The 17682-nt window shown below is 73.3% G+C and carries 17 protein-coding genes; 8 read left to right on the top strand and 9 right to left on the bottom strand.

Annotated features, from left to right (window positions below; translation table 11 throughout):
• Positions 1-95 precede the first annotated feature (95 nt).
• Positions 96-1109 carry a YlbL family protein gene (locus GA0070608_RS14565; protein WP_091635091.1) on the bottom strand — a complete coding sequence of 338 codons (1014 nt, stop codon included), beginning with the start codon at positions 1107-1109 and terminating at the stop codon, positions 96-98.
• A 113-nt stretch (positions 1110-1222) separates the two neighbouring features.
• Here GA0070608_RS14565 and GA0070608_RS14560 point away from each other — a divergent pair, with 113 nt between their 5' ends.
• Positions 1223-2521, top strand: coding sequence for a zinc-dependent metalloprotease (locus tag GA0070608_RS14560; RefSeq protein ID WP_176733721.1), 1299 nt, complete (start codon positions 1223-1225; stop codon positions 2519-2521).
• 273 nt (positions 2522-2794) lie between these two features.
• On the opposite strand, the gene GA0070608_RS14555 is transcribed toward GA0070608_RS14560, so the two are convergent.
• Together GA0070608_RS14555 and GA0070608_RS14550 are read right to left on the bottom strand one after the other, a co-directional pair.
• The gene (locus GA0070608_RS14555; protein WP_091628190.1) at positions 2795-3409 is read right to left on the bottom strand and encodes a hypothetical protein; all 615 of its coding nucleotides are present in this window, start codon (positions 3407-3409) and stop codon (positions 2795-2797) included.
• A gap of 656 nt (positions 3410-4065) precedes the next feature.
• Positions 4066-4596: a M48 metallopeptidase family protein gene (locus GA0070608_RS14550; protein WP_091628188.1), complete on the bottom strand. Its 531-nt coding sequence runs from the start codon at positions 4594-4596 to the stop codon at positions 4066-4068.
• 514 nt (positions 4597-5110) lie between these two features.
• Here GA0070608_RS14550 and GA0070608_RS33425 point away from each other — a divergent pair.
• From GA0070608_RS33425 to GA0070608_RS14540, 3 genes are all read left to right on the top strand, one after another.
• Positions 5111-5278, top strand: a complete 168-nt coding sequence (locus GA0070608_RS33425) for a DUF5679 domain-containing protein (protein WP_012014940.1) — start codon at positions 5111-5113, stop codon at positions 5276-5278.
• Positions 5279-5579: 301 nt separating this feature from the next.
• Complete coding sequence (locus GA0070608_RS14545) at positions 5580-6632, top strand: hypothetical protein (RefSeq protein WP_091635088.1); 1053 nt, start codon at positions 5580-5582, stop codon at positions 6630-6632.
• Positions 6633-6711: 79 nt separating this feature from the next.
• Complete coding sequence (locus tag GA0070608_RS14540; protein WP_091628185.1) at positions 6712-8085, top strand: ABC1 kinase family protein; 1374 nt, start codon at positions 6712-6714, stop codon at positions 8083-8085.
• A 373-nt stretch (positions 8086-8458) separates the two neighbouring features.
• Here GA0070608_RS14540 and GA0070608_RS14530 read toward each other — a convergent pair whose 3' ends face one another.
• From GA0070608_RS14530 to GA0070608_RS14520, 3 genes are all read right to left on the bottom strand, one after another.
• On the bottom strand, positions 8459-8824 hold the full coding sequence (locus GA0070608_RS14530) for a WhiB family transcriptional regulator (RefSeq protein ID WP_091628181.1): 366 nt from the start codon (positions 8822-8824) through the stop codon (positions 8459-8461).
• A gap of 132 nt (positions 8825-8956) precedes the next feature.
• Positions 8957-9214, bottom strand: a complete 258-nt coding sequence (locus GA0070608_RS14525) for a hypothetical protein (protein ID WP_091628179.1) — start codon at positions 9212-9214, stop codon at positions 8957-8959.
• 127 nt (positions 9215-9341) lie between these two features.
• Positions 9342-11504: an ATP-dependent DNA helicase UvrD2 gene (locus tag GA0070608_RS14520; RefSeq protein WP_091628176.1), complete on the bottom strand. Its 2163-nt coding sequence runs from the start codon at positions 11502-11504 to the stop codon at positions 9342-9344.
• 92 nt (positions 11505-11596) lie between these two features.
• Between GA0070608_RS14520 and GA0070608_RS14515 the strand changes: the two genes are divergently transcribed.
• Positions 11597-11839 (top strand): mycoredoxin, encoded by a 243-nt coding sequence (locus GA0070608_RS14515; RefSeq protein ID WP_091628173.1) that lies wholly within the window; start codon positions 11597-11599, stop codon positions 11837-11839.
• 97 nt (positions 11840-11936) lie between these two features.
• On the opposite strand, the gene GA0070608_RS14510 is transcribed toward GA0070608_RS14515, so the two are convergent.
• Positions 11937-13232 (bottom strand): MFS transporter, encoded by a 1296-nt coding sequence (locus tag GA0070608_RS14510; RefSeq protein WP_266320458.1) that lies wholly within the window; start codon positions 13230-13232, stop codon positions 11937-11939.
• Between the two features lie 226 nt (positions 13233-13458).
• On the opposite strand from GA0070608_RS14510, the gene GA0070608_RS14505 reads away from it, so the two are divergent.
• From GA0070608_RS14505 to GA0070608_RS14495, 3 genes are all read left to right on the top strand, one after another.
• Positions 13459-14439: a helix-turn-helix domain-containing protein gene (locus GA0070608_RS14505; protein ID WP_091628169.1), complete on the top strand. Its 981-nt coding sequence runs from the start codon at positions 13459-13461 to the stop codon at positions 14437-14439.
• Between the two features lie 73 nt (positions 14440-14512).
• Positions 14513-14749 (top strand): DUF397 domain-containing protein, encoded by a 237-nt coding sequence (locus GA0070608_RS14500; RefSeq protein WP_091628167.1) that lies wholly within the window; start codon positions 14513-14515, stop codon positions 14747-14749.
• Positions 14750-14964: 215 nt separating this feature from the next.
• Positions 14965-15240, top strand: coding sequence for a hypothetical protein (locus GA0070608_RS14495; protein WP_091628165.1), 276 nt, complete (start codon positions 14965-14967; stop codon positions 15238-15240).
• A 160-nt stretch (positions 15241-15400) separates the two neighbouring features.
• Here the strand turns inward: GA0070608_RS14495 and nudC are convergent, their stop codons facing one another.
• On the bottom strand, positions 15401-16339 hold the full coding sequence (gene nudC / locus GA0070608_RS14490) for an NAD(+) diphosphatase (protein ID WP_091628163.1): 939 nt from the start codon (positions 16337-16339) through the stop codon (positions 15401-15403).
• Entirely contained in the window at positions 16336-17658 is a 1323-nt protein-coding gene (locus GA0070608_RS14485) for a M16 family metallopeptidase (protein WP_091628160.1), read from the bottom strand. Before GA0070608_RS14485 ends, nudC begins: the two co-directional genes overlap by 4 nt.
• Between the last annotated feature and the right edge of the window lie 24 nt (positions 17659-17682).

The raw sequence follows: 17682 nt of genomic DNA, 5'->3' as shown, positions 1-17682 counted from the left end.
GGCTCGTCGGGACGTCTGCCGGTCCTCGCCCCGCACGCCGAAGCGGCACAGGCCGGCTGATCCGCAGCCCGGGCGAACCACCCACGCGGCGGCGGTCAGCAGCGGGTCGGCTGGCCCCCGGCGCGCAGCGTCTCCAGCGCGGTCAGTGCCTCGTCCAGCGAGCCGACCTTCAGCAGCGGCAGCCCGGGCTGCGGGTTGCGGACGGCCTCTGCGCAGTTGTCCGCCGGCACCAGGAAGACCGCCGCGCCGGCTTTCTTCGCGCCCACCAGCTTCTGGGCGATGCCGCCGATCGGGCCGACCCGACCGGAGTCGTCGATCGTGCCGGTGCCGGCGATGACCTTCCCGCCGGTGAGGTCCTCCGTGGTCAGCTTGTCCACGATGCCGAGGGCGAACATCAGGCCGGCGCTCGGTCCGCCGATGTCCGCCAGGTCGATGCTGAGGGTGAACGGGTGCGGCTGCTGCTGCTCGATCTCGACGCCGATGCGAGGGCGGCCGTCCTGCTCCCGACTGGTGACCGTCGCCGTCGCGGCGGTGCCGCCCCGGGTGTAGCCGATCTCCAGCGCGGTCCCGGCCGGCTTCGCCCGGATCAGCTCGGTGAGCCGGGCCGCCAGCGGCACCGGCTGCCCGTCGACCGAGGTCAGCACGTCACCGGGCTTGAGCGCGCCGGCAGCCGGGCCGTCGGCGGCGACGGTCTTGACCACCACCTGCACCGGGTACCCCAGCTCGAGCAGCGCCGCGGTCTCCGCGCTGGTCTGCGAGACCTTGAAGTCCTCCGCGTTGCGTTCCTCGACCTCCTCACGGCTCTCCCCGGGCGGGTACACCAGCTCGCGGGGCACCACCGCCTCGTCGCCGGAGAACCAGCCCTGGATCGCCGAGCGCAGCTTGACCGTGGGCTGCACCCCGACCGTGGTCAGCCGGAGCTGACCGGCGGAGGTGGATGTCTCCCGGCCGGTGACCTGGATGACCTCCTTGCCGTTCTCCTTGCCCAGCGTGTTGACGGTCGGCCCCGGGCCGAGCACCACGTACGGGATGGGCGCGCCGAGCACGCCGATGCTGAGCAGAGCGGTGAGCAGAGCACCGACCAGGACGGTCACGCCGCGACGTCTCATGCGGCAGAGCGTACCGACCAGGGCCGGGGCGTCCGGCGGGTGAATCACGACTTCGCCCTCAGCGCAACGCCAGCGGCGGCTACCTGGGGCGCGGCGCGCGTACCGTAGACGTCGTGCCTGATATTCCGTTCGGTTTCGCGCTCCCCGGTGGGCAACCACCAGACCCCAACGATCCCGCGCAGATGCAGCAGTTCATGTCGCAGTTGCAGCACCTGCTCTCCGCGTCGGGCAGCGGGCCGGTCAACTGGGACCTGGCCCGGCAGGTGGCCGCCAGCCAGCTCGCCGCCTCGGGCGACCCGGCGGTGTCGCCTTTCGAGCGCAACGCGGTGGAGGAGGCGTTGCGGCTCGCCGACCTGTGGCTGGAGCCGGCCTCCGCCCTGCCCTCCGGCATCCAGACCTCGGTGGCCTGGAACCGCAACGAGTGGATCTACAAGACGCTCGACGTCTGGCGCAAGCTCTGCGACCCGGTCGCCAGCCGGATGGTCGGCGCGATGGGCGACCTGGTGCCGCCGGAGGCGCGCGCCCAGCTCGGCCCGATGCAGTCGATGGTCGCCACCCTCGGTGGCGCGCTCTTCGGCGGCCAACTCGGCCAGGCGCTCGGCTCGCTCGCCGCGGAGGTGCTCTCCGCCGGCGACATCGGGCTGCCGCTCGGCCCGGCCGGCACGGCCGCACTGGTCCCGGCCAACATCCGGGCGTACGGCGAGGGCCTGGAGCTGCCCGAGGACGAGGTCCGCCTCTACGTGGCCCTACGCGAGGCCGCCCACCAGCGGCTCTTCCAGCACGTGCCGTGGCTGCGCGGGCACGTGCTCAACGCCGTGGAGATGTACGCCGCCGGCATCAAGGTCAACCGGGAGGCGATCGAGGAGGCGATGGGCCGGGTCGACCCGACCGACCCGGAGTCGATGCAGGCGATCGCGTTGGAGGGCATCTTCACCCCGGAGGACAGCCCGGCGCAGAAGGCGTCGCTGGCCCGGTTGGAGACCGCCCTGGCCCTGGTCGAGGGCTGGGTGTGCCACGTGGTGGACAGCGCGGCGAACGGCCGGCTGCCCAACGTCGTGAGCCTCGGCGAGGCGTTCCGCCGCCGCCGGGCCGCCGGTGGCCCGGCTGAGCAGACCTTCGCGGCGCTGGTCGGCCTGGAGTTGCGTCCGCGCCGGCTGCGCGAGGCGGCGGCGCTCTGGGCGGCGCTGACCGAGCACCGGGGCATCGCCGGCCGGGACGCCCTGTGGGGCCACCCCGACCTGCTCCCCTCCGACGACGACTTCGCCGACCCGGTGGCGTTCGCGATGTCCGAGTGGGATCTCGGTGAGTTGGAGAGCTTCGACTTCAGCGCGCCGGGCGGGCCGGAGGAGAAGGCCCCGGGCGAGCCGGAGCGGCGCCCGGACGACACCGAGGACGGCGACTCCCGCCCCTGACCCGCCGACGGCGGCTGCCGCCCGACCCGCCCTGGGCCGGGCGGCCTGCGGTCGTGGTCCGGGTCAGGCGACCCCGTCGTGCTCCGGGTCAGGCGGCCGGGCCGCGCCCCGGATCAGGCAGCCCGATCGCGGCCCGGGTCAGGCGGCCGGGCCGCGTCCCGGGTAGGGCAGCCCGATCGCGGTCGGGCAGCCCGATCGCGCGCCGGGTAGGGCAGCCCGATCGCGGCCCGGGTAGGGCTGTGATCGGGCGACCAACCCCGGGCGATGCTCGGGTCAGCGAGGCCGGGCGGTGCCGGAGAGCAGCGCGCGGGTGGTTTCCCAGCCCTCGACCGCCGGATCGAGGAAGGCCAGGTCGCCTGGCCCGCGCAGGCGCCGCCAGGCCGGGGTGACCGCCAGGTCGCCGGGTCGCGGTGCCACCGCGCGCACGGCCGCGGGTCGCGTGGTGTCCAGGTCCAGTGCCGGCAGCCACGCCGGTACGGGCAGGCGCGCGGCCACACCGATCAGCCCCGGTCCGCCGCCCTCGACCGGGGCGACCGCGACCGGCTGGGTGGTGAGCGTCCGCAGCAGCTTGCCGATGGTCAGGCCCGGCACGTCGGGCGCGTCACCGGCGATCACAGCCACCTGGTCGTAGCCGGAGTCGGCGAGAGCGGCGAAGACAGCGTTCGGAGTCACCTCGGGCACCTCGTGCACGGCCGTGCCCGGCCACACCACCGCGTCGGCCAGCCGCCGGTCTGCCGGAGTGACGGCGACCGCCGTCTCCACCTCGTTGAGCGTGGCGAGCAGGTCGACCACGTCCTCGGCGAGCGCGGCCCGCCAGTCCACCGGGTCGATGCCGGGCGGCGCCCAGGCCACCGGTCCGAGCAACGCCACCACCACACGTCGGGCCACCCCACGACCCTAGCCGGATCCCACGCAGACCACGGCGCGGCACGACGCCCCGGCGCGCTGCCCGGGACCACGAGCCCGGGACTGCCGGTCCGGGACCGCCAGTCCGGGACCGCCAGTCCGGGACCGCCAGTCCGGGACCGCCAGTCCGGGACCGCCAGTCCGGGACCGCCAGTCCGGGACCGCCAGTCCGGGACTCCGGCCTGGAGCCACGGATCCGGCACAACGGGTGCGGAACGACGAGCGACGCCAGAAACCAGAGGCGACAGGCACCCAACCCGAGGCCGGGCGGTCGTCGGGAGACGGTGTCGAGATCTTGGTAGGAACAGGCCCCTGGAGGGGCCGTTTCGTACCAAGATCTTGCCAACTCCAGCTCTGCGGCCGGCCCCGTCGACCTCAACCGCAGTGGTGGGCGGGCGTCAGGGCGCGTCGACGACCTCGCGCTCGGCGTCAGCCAGCGTCAGCCGACCCCGTCGACGTCAGCCGACCCCGTCGACGTCAGCCGACCCCGTCGACGTCAGCCGGCGCAGTCGACGTCAGCCGGCGCAGTCGACGCCAGCCGACGCAGTCGACGTCCGGCAGCCCCGGCGGGTGCCGGGCAACGCTGGCGGGGTGATGTGCGCGACGGGGATGATGTGCGCGACGCTGGCGCCGAGGGGTCAGTCCGTCAACGGGGTACCGGAGGCCGCCGCGACCCCCTCCAGGTAGCCGCGCGCCCGCTCGGACTTCGGGTAGCGCGCGACGAGCGCCCAGAACCGGGCGTTGTGGCTGGGCACGATGAGGTGTACCAGCTCGTGCAGGAGCACGTAGTCGATCACCCAGTCGGGCATGTCCTGGATCCGGTGCGAGATGCGGATCGTGCCGTCGGCCGGGGTGCAGGACCCCCACCGGCCGTTCTGGTTGGTGACCCAGCGGACGCTCGCCGGTACCGCCTGCGTGCCGTGCTCGGCGAGGTAGAGCTTGATCAGACGGGTGGCCCGGGCGAGCAGCTCGGCGTCGGACCGGGCGAGGCGCCCCTCCCGGGCGGCGAGGCGGGCGAGCATCCGGTCGACCCACTCGCTCTCCTCGGCTCGGGAGAACTGGGCCGGGATGAGGACGACGACCCGCTCGCCATCGCGGTACGCGGACACCGTGCGTCGCCGACGCTGGCTGCGCCGCACTTCGACGACCGGCTTCCGCACCCCTGCCATCAGTGGGCCGCGCAGCCTCGGATTCCTGCCACGAAGGAAAGCTAATGCGTACTGACCAGGGGTCCGCAAGGGTCAACACCCCGACATCCGCCCGGAAAATGGCGATTGGTCGGCCGGAGTCCCGAAAAAATATTTGCCGGATCACGGCGATTCGTCGCCGTCACCCTTCGTGGCGGCCGTCCGCAGGGCGCGACGGGGACGAACCCCACCGTAGGTGATCTCCGTAGCGGGCGCAGCTCGGGGTGCCCCGCACGGGGTATCTGGCCGGGTTCGGTCGGCGTGTCCCCGCCAAACTGACTTATCCGACGTAATTCGCCGTGCACACTCTCGACGTCGACTTGCTCACAGTGACGAAGCACAGCTGACATGGAACTGCCCAGACCTGGGTAGGGTCCGCGGACCAGCGGTCACGAGCGTGGCCGTGGGAAGACGACCCAGCGCCGGTGCCCGAGTGGCCCGCCGCCGGGAACCCGCCGGGACGGCATCGGCCGGCGGACGAGACGAGGAGGGCACCGTGGCCGACCAGGCCCAGACCTACAACGGTTACTGCGTCAAGTGCAAGGAGAAGCGGGACTTCGAGGGCCGCGTCGAGGTCTCGAAGACCGGGATGAACATGGCCAAGGGCAAGTGTCCGGTCTGCGGCACAACAGTGAACCGCATCCTGGGTAAGGCGAAGGTCTGACCCAGGATGCGTCGGAGGGGGCGGCCGTCGGCCGCCCCCTCCTGCATGACCGCACCTGCATCCGGAACCGACCCCGACGCCTGGCGCACCCGCCCCCGGCCGACGCACTCATCAACTCCGCCCGGCCCGCGCACCCGGCGCCCAGCGCTGGCGCACCCGGCCGCCACACTGTCGGCTCGCCGACATGGTTACCGGCGGGTTGTGGATATCCCGGGATTTCCTGTGGACAACCCTGGACAGGGCAGCGCGCACCTGTGGACAACGATCGACGGTGAGCGTGGACACGGTCACGATTCGTGTCATGCGCCGTGTCACGCTGCCCCGTCCCACCCTGCTGCCGGGCCTCACCAGACTCTGGCGGAACCGCCACACCCTCCAACTCGGCGTCGAGCCTGGCCGCGCCGTGCTGCTGGAGATCACCGATCCCCGGGCTGCCCGACTGCTCGACCTGCTCGACGGCACCCGCAGCGAACGCCTCGTCGTGGAACACGCCGTCGCCGCCGAGGTGGCCCCCGACGAGGCCCGCGCCCTGCTCGACGCCCTGCGGACCGCAGGCCTGGTCGTACCCGCGCACACCCTGCTGCCGAAGGACCTGGCCGGCCTGCCCCGGGCCCGGCTCACCGCCGAGGCCGGGGCGCTCGCCCTGGCCGCCGCACGGCTGCCCGGCACACCCGCCCAGATACTGCGCCGGCGGCTGGCCGCCCGGGTGGTGGTCAGCGGCACCGGCCACCTCGGCGCCCCGGTCGCTCTCGCGCTGGCCCAGGCCGGCGTCGGGCACGTGCACCCGGACCTGGCCGGCCCGGTGCGACCGGCGGACCTGGTCGGCACCGGCATCCCGGCCGCCGCGCTCGGCCGGCCGCTCGCTCCGGCGGTACGCGACGCCGTCGAACGGACCGCCCCCGGCACGGGCACTGGTCCCCTCCGGCGGGGCCGGGTCGACCTGGTCGTGCAGCTCGGCGCGGACCGACCGGCCGCCCTGCTCGCCGCCGTTCACACCCAGCGCCGCCAGCCGCACCTGCTGCTCGGCCTCCGCGAGGGTGTGCCCGTGGTCGGCCCACTCGTCCGCCCACCAGCCGGCCCCTGCCTGAACTGCCTCGACCTGCACCGGGCGGACCGGGACCCGGACTGGCCGGCGCTGGCCGCCCAGCTCGCCACCGGTGGCGGCGAGCAGGCGTGCGCCACCGCCACCATCCTGGCCGCCGGGGCGTACGCGGCGGCCGAGGCGCTGACCCAGCTCGACGGGGGCACCCCGGAGACCCTGGGCTGCGCGGTGGAGATCACCGGGGCGGGACGGTTCCGTCGCCGGATGTGGCCGCCGCATCCCTCCTGCGAATGCTCCCGACGACGCCGGTGACGCCTCCCGTAGGCGGGGACAGGCACCCAGCCCGGCGGCAGAGCAGCCGCGGGCCCCCGGAGTCGGTAACAATGACCGGGTGACCGACATCCCGCGCCGGGCCGTGTCCCGGACCGCCAAGCTCGCCGCTCTGCCGCTCGGCTTCGCCGGTCGGACCGTCCTCGGCATGGGTAAGCGCGTCACCGGGCTCGCCTCCGACGTGATCTCCGCAGAGATCCAGCAACGCACCGCCGAGCAGCTCTTCAGCGTGTTGGGGCAGCTCAAGGGCGGTGCGATGAAGTTCGGTCAGGCGCTGTCGGTCTTCGAGGCCGCCCTGCCCGAGGAGATCGCCGCCCCCTACCGGCAGGCGCTCACCAAGCTCCAGGAGGCCGCGCCGCCGCTGCCGGTGGCCAGCGTGCACAAGGTGCTCGCCGAGCAGCTCGGCCCGGACTGGCGGGACCGGTTCGTCGAGTTCGACGACACCCCCGCCGCCGCGGCCAGCATCGGCCAGGTGCACCGCGCGGTCTGGCGGGAGCCGGGCTACGGCCCCTCCGGCGCGCCGCACACCCGCGACGTGGCTGTCAAGATCCAGTATCCGGGTGCCGGCGACGCCCTGCTGACCGATCTCAAGCAGCTCTCCCGGCTCGGCGGGATGTTCCGGGCGATCCAGCCCGGGCTGGACGTCAAGCCGCTCCTGGTGGAGCTGCGGGAACGGATCACGGAGGAGCTCGACTACGAGCTGGAGGCCGAGTCGCAGCGCGCCTTCGCCGCCGCGTACGCCGACGATCCGGAGATCCACATCCCGGCGGTGGTCTCCGCGTCGCCCCGGGTGCTGGTCACCGAGTGGATCGAGGGCACCCCGCTGGCGGACATCATCCGCGAGGGCACGGAGGAACAGCGCGACGAGGCCGGCCGGCTGATGGCGATCCTGCACCTGTCCGCGCCGCAGCGGGCCGGGCTGCTGCACGCCGACCCGCACCCGGGCAACTTCCGGCTGTTGGCGGACGGCCGACTCGGCGTGATCGACTTCGGTGCGGTGGCCCGAATGCCGGAGGGCACGCCCGAGCCGATCGGCCGGATCGCCGCGCTGGCGCTGCGGGGCGACGGCGACGAGGTGGTGGCGGGCCTGCGGGCGGAGGGCTTCATCGGTTCCACCGAGCAGCTCGACGCCCAGGCGGTGCTCGACTTCCTCCGTCCGATGCTGGAGCCCATCGCCGCCGAGGAGTTCCGCTTCACTCGGGCCTGGCTGCGCGCGGAGGCGACCCGGTTGGCCAGCCCCCGCTCCCCCGCGTACCAGTTGAGCCGCCAGCTCAACCTGCCGCCGTCGTACCTGCTCATCCACCGGGTGACGCTCGGGTCGATCGGCGTGTTGTGCCAACTGGAGGCGAAGGCGCCCTACCGGGGCATCCTGGAGCGCTGGCTGCCCGGCTTCGCCCCATCGGCTGAGCAGCCGTCCGGCGAGGCGACGGGCTGAGCAGCCGTCCGGCGGGCTGAGCAGCCGTCCGGCGGGCTGAGCAGCCGTCCGGCGGGGCGGCGGCGCTCAGGCACGGAACACGCGAGGGGCGGTGGCCGGAATCCGGCCACCGCCCCTCGGCATCGGGTGGTTCTAGAGAACGCCCAGGTCGCGCGCCGCTCGGTTGCGGCTGTTCATGGCGACGGTACGGGCGGAAAGGGTTGCCTCAGTGCTCGTGGTGGTACGACCGGCCTGAGGCCGGCGCATTCGAGCCCGGGACAACGCTTCGTGAAGTAGTTGCATCTCGGCGACTCCGTCAAGAACGTTCAGCATGGTGGTCAGCTCTCTCGTTGCCGGTGTGGCACCGGCATGGGTGGGATGGATCGGGTACATGTCAGGCCGCCAGCCGGACCGTGGGACGCGACTCGGACAGCCCACTGGCCGCCAGTCGTGCCTCGGCCTCGACCCGGAGCGCCGCGTCACGGGCGAGGTCCTCCTTGCGCGGGCGGCCACGGGGCCGCTTGCGCGGGACGACCGCGCCACGCTCGAAGATCTCGCCGCCCCAGACGCCCCAGGGCTCGGCCCGCTCCACCGCCCCGGCCAGGCACTCGACGCGCAGCGGGCAGTCCCCGCAGAGCGACTTGGCCAGCTCGAGCTCGGCGGGCGAGTCGGAGAACCACAGGTCGGGGTCGAACTTCCGGCAGGACAGGTTCGCCTCCACGTCGACGCTCACGTCGAGCGGTGCCAACGCCAGACTCATCGCCCGGTCACCTCTCTCTCACACTTCGATCTCATGGATCGCATTTCCGACGTACTTCGGGCGGGCAAAAAACTGAGGCCGCGGATCCCGGTAGCGGGTTCCGCGGCCTCGAGGTGAGCCGGTGTCTGATGATCAGACTGGTCTACCTCGAGGTGGAACTCCGCGGGCGTCCATGCGACGCTTGGCAGCATCGACGCCCTTGCCCGTGAAGCCACTGGTGCCCTGGATTCCGTTTGGCGCGGTGGCGAGGATCAGCTCGGCCTGAACCTCGACCCGGTGCACCTGGGAAACCTGCGGTCGCGCAGTGGCGAGGGCCACCCGGACAGCCGACAGCGGAGCGACGACAGCGGGCAGCGCCGCCGGACGCTCGCAGTTGTAGACGATCTCCATCGGGGCCACCTCCTCTGACGTTCTCTCGTGCCGAAACGGTCTCTACCCCTCGTGAGCAGCCCGAATGGTGCCGCTCGCAAGGTGTGTCATGAGGCTATTCCTCGCCACGGGGCGAGGGCAAACGAATTTACGGCGAGATTTCGAAAGTTTTCTCAGGGCAGATCTCGTCGACAGCCGCGCCCGCCACCAGCGCCAGCACCGCCTCCCCGTAGAGGCCGAGCTTCCGGGGCCCGATGCCGGCGATGGCGATCAGCTCCTCCGTCCGGCCGGGGCGCCGCTCCGCGAGCGCGACCAGCGTGGCGTCGGTGAAGACCACATAGGCCGGCACCCGCTGTCCGCCGGCCACCCGCTGGCGCCACGCGTACAGCCGTTCGTGCAACTCCTCGTCGATGTCCGACGGGCAGGTCGGGCAGCGGCCGAGCTTGCGGTCCGGCCCGGCGAGCAGGGTCGCGCCGCAGATCCGGCAGGAGACGATCTGGGTCCGGCGGCGCTCCGGCCGGCGTGCCACCGGAGCGGCCCCGGCCCGCTCCGGCCCGCCGGAGCGGTCGAGCTGCGGCAGGAACCGCGAGGGCCGCCGGGCCCGTCCGCCCGGCGATCGGGCCGAGGCGTACGACAGCCAGAGCCACTCCCGCGCCCGGGTGAGGCCGACGTAGAGCAGCCGGCGCTCCTCCTCGACCTGCTCGACTGTCCTGGCGTACGTGGTGGGCAGGGTGCCCTCGGAGAGGCCGACCAGGAAGACCGCGTCCCACTCCAGACCCTTGGCGGAGTGCAGCGAGGCCAGGGTCACCCCGTCGACCGTGGGCACGTGCTGTGCGGCGGCCCGGCGGGCCAGTTCGTCGTTGAAGTCGGCCAGGGTGACCGGGCGCTCGACCGAGGCGGCGGGCCCGATCGGCAGCACCTGCGGGGTGGCCGCGTACTCCTCGGCGAGTTGCACCAGCGCGGCGAGCGCCTCCCACCGCTCGCGGGCGGCGCCGCCGGCCGGTGCGGCGTCGGGAGCCCAGCCGACCGCGGTGAGCGCCTCGACCACGGCGGTGGGCAGCGGGGTCTCCCCCGGGATCGACCGGGTGGCGGCCCGCAGGGCGACCATCGCCTGCCGGACCTCGACGCGCTCGAAGAACCGCTCCGCCCCCTGCACGACGTACGGCACCTGCGCCTCGGTCAGCGCCTTCTCGTACGCCTCGGACTGCGCGTTGGTCCGGAACAGTACGGCGATCTCCTTCGCCGGGGTGCCGGCGTCGACCAGGGCGCGGCAGCGGGCGGCGACGGCGTTGGCCTCGGCCGGCTCGTCGGTGAAGATCCGTAACTGCGGTTCGGGGCCGGGCGGGCGCTGGCCGACCAGTTCCAGGCGCAGCCGCGCCTCGGCGCCTCGCGCCTGGGAGATCACCGCGTTGGCCAGCCCGACGACCTGCGGGGTGGAGCGGTAGTCACGGACCAGCCGGACCACCGTCGCCCCCCGGTACCGGCGCGGGAAGTCGACCAGGTAGGACGAGGTGGCCCCGGTGAACGAGTAGATCGTCTGGCTGGCGTCGCCGACCACGGTCAGGTCGTCCCGCCCGCCCAGCCACGCCCCCAGCAGCCGCTGCTGGAGCGGGTTGACGTCCTGGTACTCGTCGACGACGAAGTGCCGGTACTGGGCGCGGACCTGCTCGGCGACGTCCCGGTGTTCCTCGATGCCCCAGACCGCGGCGCGCAGCATGTCCTCGAAGTCGATCACCCCGTTGGACCGCTTGAGCCGCTCGTACGCCGCGAAGACCTCGGCGACCCGGGCCGGCTCGTGCGGGGTGTCCCGGATCGCCTTGGCCGCCGCGACGACGTACTCCCCCGGCTCCACCAGCGACGACTTCGCCCACTCGATCTCACCGGCGAGGTCCCGGGCCGCCGCCCGGTCGGTGCGCAGGCCGGCCTTGGCCGCGGCGAGGGTGACCAGGCGGATCTTGCTGTCCAGCAGCTCGGGCATGGCCCTGCCCGCCAGCAGCCGGGGCGCGAAGTAGCGCACCTGACGCAGTGCAGCGGCGTGGAACGTCCGCGCCTGGACGCCGCCCACCCCGAGCGTGGTGAGTCGGGCCCGCATCTCGGCGGCGGCACGGGCCGTGAAGGTCACCGCGAGCACGTGCCGGGCGGAGACCTCCCCGGAGAGCACCCGGTGGGCGATCCGGGAGGTGACCGCGCGGGTCTTGCCGGTGCCGGCCCCGGCCAGGACGCAGACCGGGCCGGCGGGGGCGGTCACGGCCGACCGCTGCTCCGGGTCGAGCCCGGCGAGCACGCGTTCCGATGCTGAGTGAACCACCACAGCGAGGAATTGTCTCAGCTCCGCCGGACGTTGCAGCGGTTAGCCTGGGCTTGATCGGCAAGCCGCCGTGTGGACCGTTGGAGGATTTGAGCATGCTGACGATGTATTCCACCCCCTGGTGCGGCTACTGCCACCGGCTGAGGTCGCAGCTCGACCGGGAGGGCATCGGCTACGAGGTGGTCGACATCGAGCAGGACCCGAAGGCCGCGGAGTTCGTGATGAGCGTCAACGGCGGCAACCAGACCGTCCCGACGTTGCGTTTCGCCGACGGCAGCGCCCTGACGAACCCTTCGATCACCCAGGTCAAGCAGCACCTGACCACGATCGACGCCTGATCCGACGCCCGTCGCCGACGAGCGGCCGCCCACCCGGGCCGGCCGCTCGTCGCGTCCCGGCGGGGCGATCGCGGCGGCGACGGGAAGGGCCAGCAGGTCATCGCCCCGGGCCCGGGGGTGTCGTACCGCCGACCGTCTGACCCACGGTGTCGACCCGGTCTGCGCGGGTGAGCCCGTCGGCCGGCCGGCGGGGGGCGGGAATCCGGGCGGACGGCGGCGGGCTGAGCGTGCGGCCGTGCCAGAGGAAGCCGCCGGCGAGCAGGGTGGCCACCCCGATCAGGGCGAACAGGACGCGGTAGTCCAGCACCCCGACGAGCAGCGCCCCCGCGCCGATGGAGAGCGCCTGCGGGCCGCTGACCACGGCCTCCGAGGCCGCCGCGACCCGGCCGAGCAGCCCTGGCGGGGTACGCCGCTGGATCAGCGTGTGCAGTCCGACCATGGTCAGCGGCAGCGACACCCCGGCCAGCAGCACCGCGACGAAGCCGAGCCAGAGGTTCGGGTACACCAGCGCCAGCGAGGCCGGCCCGAAGAACGCCACCCCGGCGGCGAGCGTGCCCACCTCGCCGGCACGGCGTACCACGGCCGGGGAGAGCAGCCCGCCGACCAGTCCGCCGATGCCCTGCACGGTGACCAGCACGCCGACGAACGCGGCGTCCCGGCGGAGCCCCTGGTCGACGTACGCGAAGATCAGTGACTCGCTGAAGCCCATCGCCAGCGACCCCAGCCCGTAGCCGAGCAGCGCCCGGCGCAGCGCCGGCTCTCCGGCCAGATGCCGCAGCCCGACGCTCAGCTCGGCCGGCCAGCGCAGCCCAGGCCCGGCGGGCGGCGTCTCCGTCGTCCGGATCAGGCTCACCACGACGGCCGCCGACAGGAAGCCGACCATCCCGATCACGGCCAGCATCCAGCCACCGACGGCGGCGTAGAGCCCGGCGCCGGCCAGCGGGCCGATCAGTCGCAGCCCCTGGCGCACGGTCTGGAGCACCCCGTTCGCCTCGGCCAGCAGCTCCACCGGGACGAGCTGGCGGATCAGGCCGCTGAGCACCGCGCTCAGCGTGATGTACGACAGTCCGTACAGGGCCGCCACCACGTAGATGATCCACACGTCGCCCCGGTCCCGCACCGCGAGGAGCGGGGTGAGCAGGACGGCCGTCACCAGGTTCGCCACCACAAAGAACGGGCGCCGGGGGTAGCGGTCGACGAGCCACCCGACCAGCGGGGCCAGGGTCATCGGGGCGATGACCGCGAATATGGTGGCGCCGGCCAGTCCGTCCGACCCGGTCAGGTCCTTCACCCAGATGGCGAGGGCCAGCAACAGGATCGACTCGGCGGCCATGCTGGCGAGCAGGCCGCCGAAGAGCAGGCGGAATTCCGGGCGGCGCAGGACGGTGCGCATGGGGTCCCTCCGGCGGGGGTGGTGCGCGGCATGGCGCGGTCGGGGATGGCGCGGGTGGGGCGACGGCGTCGTGCCGGACGCCGCACCCTCCACGGTCCTCTTTTTCTGCGAGACACGCCCCCACCGGGACCTCCGGCGAGAGTCACGCCGTCCATACTGACCGTGGGGGGCGAATTTCATACAGTTACCGTCGCGTCCGCGTCGGTCCACGGGAAAAGAGGACGTCGTGCCTCCTGCCTCACCCAGCCCGATCCTGCGCCGCCGCAGGTTGGGCACCGAACTGCGCCGGCTGCGCGAGGCCGCGGGTCTCACCGGAGACCAGGTCATCGAGCGGATCGGCTGGGCGTCCGCATCCAAGTTGTCCCGGCTGGAGAACGGCCGCAGCCGCCCGGACCCGGACGACGTCCGCGTGCTGCTGGATCTCTACGGCGCAGACGAGGCGTCCTGCCGGGAACTCCTCGGCATCACCCAGGAGGCCGGCGACATCCGCGGCTGGCTGCGGAACTACCCGGTGATGACCCAGCAGCAGCGCAGCTTCGCCGAACTGGAGGCGGGCTGCGCGAAGATCTCGGAGTACAACCCGGTCCTGGTGCCGGGCCTGCTCCAGACGCCGGAGTACGCGTCGGTGCGGATCGCCTCGGCCCGGCAGGTCGACGAGCAGGCCGGCGACCCGGAGGCTGGCGAGGACATCGACACCGAGGTGCGGGCCCGGCTGGCCCGCCAGTCGCTGCTCACCCGCGCCGCCGACGCGCCCCGCTACACCGCGGTGCTGGAGGAGGCCGCGCTCGGCGGGCGGACCGCGCCACCGGAGGTCCTGCGCGAGCAGCTCGTGCAGCTCTGCGACCTGGCGATGCTGCCGAACATCACGCTGCACGTGCTGCCCCGCGACACCCAGATCGGCGACTGGTACCTCCCACCGACCGCGTTCTCGGTCTACCGGTTCGCCGATCCGCTCGATCCGGAGACGTTGGCGATCGAAGGGGGGTTCACTGACGTCATGTCGACCGAGGCAAACGCCCTAAATCGCTATAAAGTGGTGTTCGAGTGGCTATGCACGGCGGCGCTCTCCGAATCGGACACCCTCTCCTGGCTGATCGAGGCGACGGGGCGGCTGCCCGGCACGGCGACCGCGTCCACGGTGGCGTACGGATCGGCAACGGCGCCGACCCAGCGCCGCCGGCACTCCGGGCGCCTGACGGAGCGGTGATCACGGGGGTCCCACCGTCGGGCCGTGCGGCGCCACTCGTTCCATCGGAGCAGTTCACCTCAGGAGTGGCACGATGAACGAGATCCGCAACACGCCGTCCGTACTCGCCCAGCTCACGAACGCCCCGTGGCGTAAGAGCACGCGCAGCCAGACCTCGAACTGTGTCGAGGTCGCACCACTGAGGACCGGGCCGGCCGCGGTGGCCCTGCGGGACAGCAAGGACCAGAGCGGTCCGGTGCTGCTGTTCAACCGGGCGGGTTGGCTGGGCTTCATCGCCGGCGCGAAGAACGGACAGTTCGATCTGAACTGATCCGCAGACCGTTACAGGGCCGCCGGCAGAGTGCCGGCGGCCCTGTCCCGTCTGCGCCCTGCCACCCCGCCGACCAGGCATCCGCTGATCGGACGAGGCTACGAACCAATCGTCGCGTTTCACTTGATGAGACGACCGCGCGGCGTAACATGAGCGCAGAGTGACGTGGAACTTCCACCCGTTCTCCACTGTCGCGATTCATCACGGAGACCCACATGCGTTTCCTGATCGTTCGCACCGACATCCGCGCCGCCGCCGACGTGGACATCGCCGCCGCGTGGGCGTGCGGTGACCGCCTGCGGGACGAGACCACCACGCCCGAACCGCGCCGCCAGATCGTGCACGCCGAGGAGCGCGACGCCGCGCTGCTGCTGGCCCGGGCCCTCGCCACGGTCGGCGCGGTCCGCTCCGGCAGACAACGGGTCAAGGTGCTCCCGCTCGACGAGCCGGGCCTCGGCCGGCGGGCCACACCAAAAGACCGCGGCAGCTGACCCGCACCCAGATGTCCGTCGTGGTCGGACCGGCTCCCCCGCCGCGTTCCTTGCCCCAGCCGACCACGACGGCCCGTGTTCCCGGTCCGTGACCGCCGCGGCAACGGCGGTCACGGACCGGGACCGCACCAGCGCCCCGGCCATCGACGCCGAGGGCGGGTCAGCAGTGCCCGTCGAGCCAGCGGTGGATCAGGAAGAGCGCAATCGACGACGGCGGCGGCAGCACCAGCCGGGCACCGCCGACCTCCACCGGCCGCCCCGCCAGGGCCGTGCCGATCTCCCGGCGGGAGAACCACCGGGCGTACGCGATCTCGGTCGCGTCCACCCGCACCGGATGATCCGGGTCGGCGGTGGCGAGGAAGCCGAGCATCAGCGAGCCGGGGAACGGCCAGGCCTGGCTGCCCGCGTACGCGATGTCCTCGACCGGGACGTCCACCTCCTCGCGAACCTCGCGCAGCACCGCGGCCTCGGCCGACTCCCCCGGCTCCACGTAGCCGGCGAGGCAGGAGAACCGGCGCTCGCCAGCGGTGCGCGGCCAGGTGGCGTTGTTGCCGAGCAGGCACCGCCCGTCCTGGCCCGGGAGGCCGTCGTGGACCAGCACGATCATCGCGGGATCGGTACGCGGCCAGATCCGCTCGCCGGCCGGGTCGACCCGGGACCAGCCGGCCTCGTCCACCTCGGTCGGATGCCCGGTGGCCGACGAGTATCGGTGCCGCAGGTGCCAGTTGACCAGCGCGAGCGCGGTGGTGAACAGCCCGGCGTCCCGGTCGCCGAGCAGGTGGCCGACCTCGCGCAGGTGCGCCGCCCGGGCCCCGGGCACCGCCGGCAGCGGGGCGTCCACGGCGAACACCGGCACCCCGTCCGGCTCAACGCCGAGAAACATCGGCGACGTCGCCGCCGGCAACCCGGCCCGGTCGACCAGCACCAGCGTCGGCGTCGGCGTGTCGGTACGCACCAGCGCCCGGCCCCCGTCGGAGGAGTCGAGCACCAGCACCCGGGCCTGGCTCCACGCCTGTGCCAGCCACCCGGGGTCGGTGCGCCGGTGGGCCGCCCGGTCCAGGGTGGAGCGGGCCAGCGGTGGCGCGGCCTCCCCGCTCACGTCCCGGCCGGCTCGGTGACGACCGGGGCCAGCGCCGACAGTTGCGGCCCGATCCGTTCGGCATCGCCCAGCACCACGGTGACCGCCCGGGCCGGGGCGAGGTAGCGGGCCGCCGCCTCGGCCACGTCGGTCACGGTCGCCTTGGCCAGCCGGGCGGCGTGCTCGGCCAGGAAGTCCAGGCGCAGCCCGTTGCCGGCGTACGCGCTGGTCAGCGAGGCGAGCCCGGCCTGGGTGGACATTCCGAGCTGGAGGGTGCCGAGGGCGTACTGGCGGGCCTGTTCCAGCTCCTCCTCCTGGGGTGGCAGGCTGGCCAGCCGGCCGAGCTCGTACGTCGTCTCCAACAGTGCCGGACCGGTGACCTCGGTGGCCACCTCGGCGGCGGCGACCAGCACCGACCCGGCCACCGAGTGCTCGACGAGCGAGTGCGGCCCGTACGTGTAGCCCTTGTCCTCGCGGATGTTCTCCACCCAGCGGGAGGAGAAGTAGCCGCCGAAGATCAGGTTGGCCAGTTGCAGCGCGGCGTGGTCGGGGTGGGTTCGGGGCACCGCCGGCAGCGCCATCCGCAGCGAGGACTGCACCGACCCCGGGCGGTCGACCAGCAGCAGCGGCCCGGGCTCCAACGGCGGGGCGGGCGGCAGGTCGGCGGTGTGCCCGGCGCCGTGCCATCCCGACAGGGCCTTCTCGGCGGCGTCGAGGGCCCGCTCCGGCTGCACGTCGCCGACCAGCACCAGCACCCCGCCGGCGGGGTGCACCCGCTGGGCGTGCAGGGTCCGCAGCACTCCCGGCCGGACCGCCCGGACCGCCTCGGGTCCGGGGGTCTGCACCGAGTACGGGTGGGTGCCGTAGACCCGCCGGAGCAGGGCGGTGCGGGCCAGGTGTGTTGGCTGGCTCCGCGCCACGTGGATCCGGTCGACCAGTCGGTCCCGCTCCGTGGCGACGTCGTCGTTCGGGTAGCTCGCACCGGTCAGCACCTCGGCGAGGATCTCCAGCATCCGGTCCAGCCCGGTGACCAACCCGGCGCCGGAGAGCATCAGCCGGTCCGGGTCGAGCCCGGCGGAGAGCCCGCCGCCGACCTTCTGCAACTCGGCCGCGATCTGCACGCTGGACATGGTCGCGGTGCCCGAGAGCAGGGTCTGCGCGAGCATGGCGCCCCGGGCGAGGTGGGCGCGGCCGAACGGCATCCACAGCCGCAGCTCCACCAACGGCACCGACGGCCGGCGTACGGCGATCACGGTAAGCCCGTTGCCCAGCGTGCGCTCGACCTGCTTCGGCAGCTTGAGCCTGCGGTTCGGGCCGAGCGGCGGCAGCGCCCGGGGCACGGCCTGTGCGGTCGCCGTCCCCTG

Source organism: Micromonospora peucetia (genome assembly GCF_900091625.1).
GTDB classification, from domain to species: Bacteria; Actinomycetota; Actinomycetes; order Mycobacteriales; family Micromonosporaceae; genus Micromonospora; species Micromonospora peucetia.
This window is presented reverse-complemented; position numbering and strand designations above follow the sequence as displayed.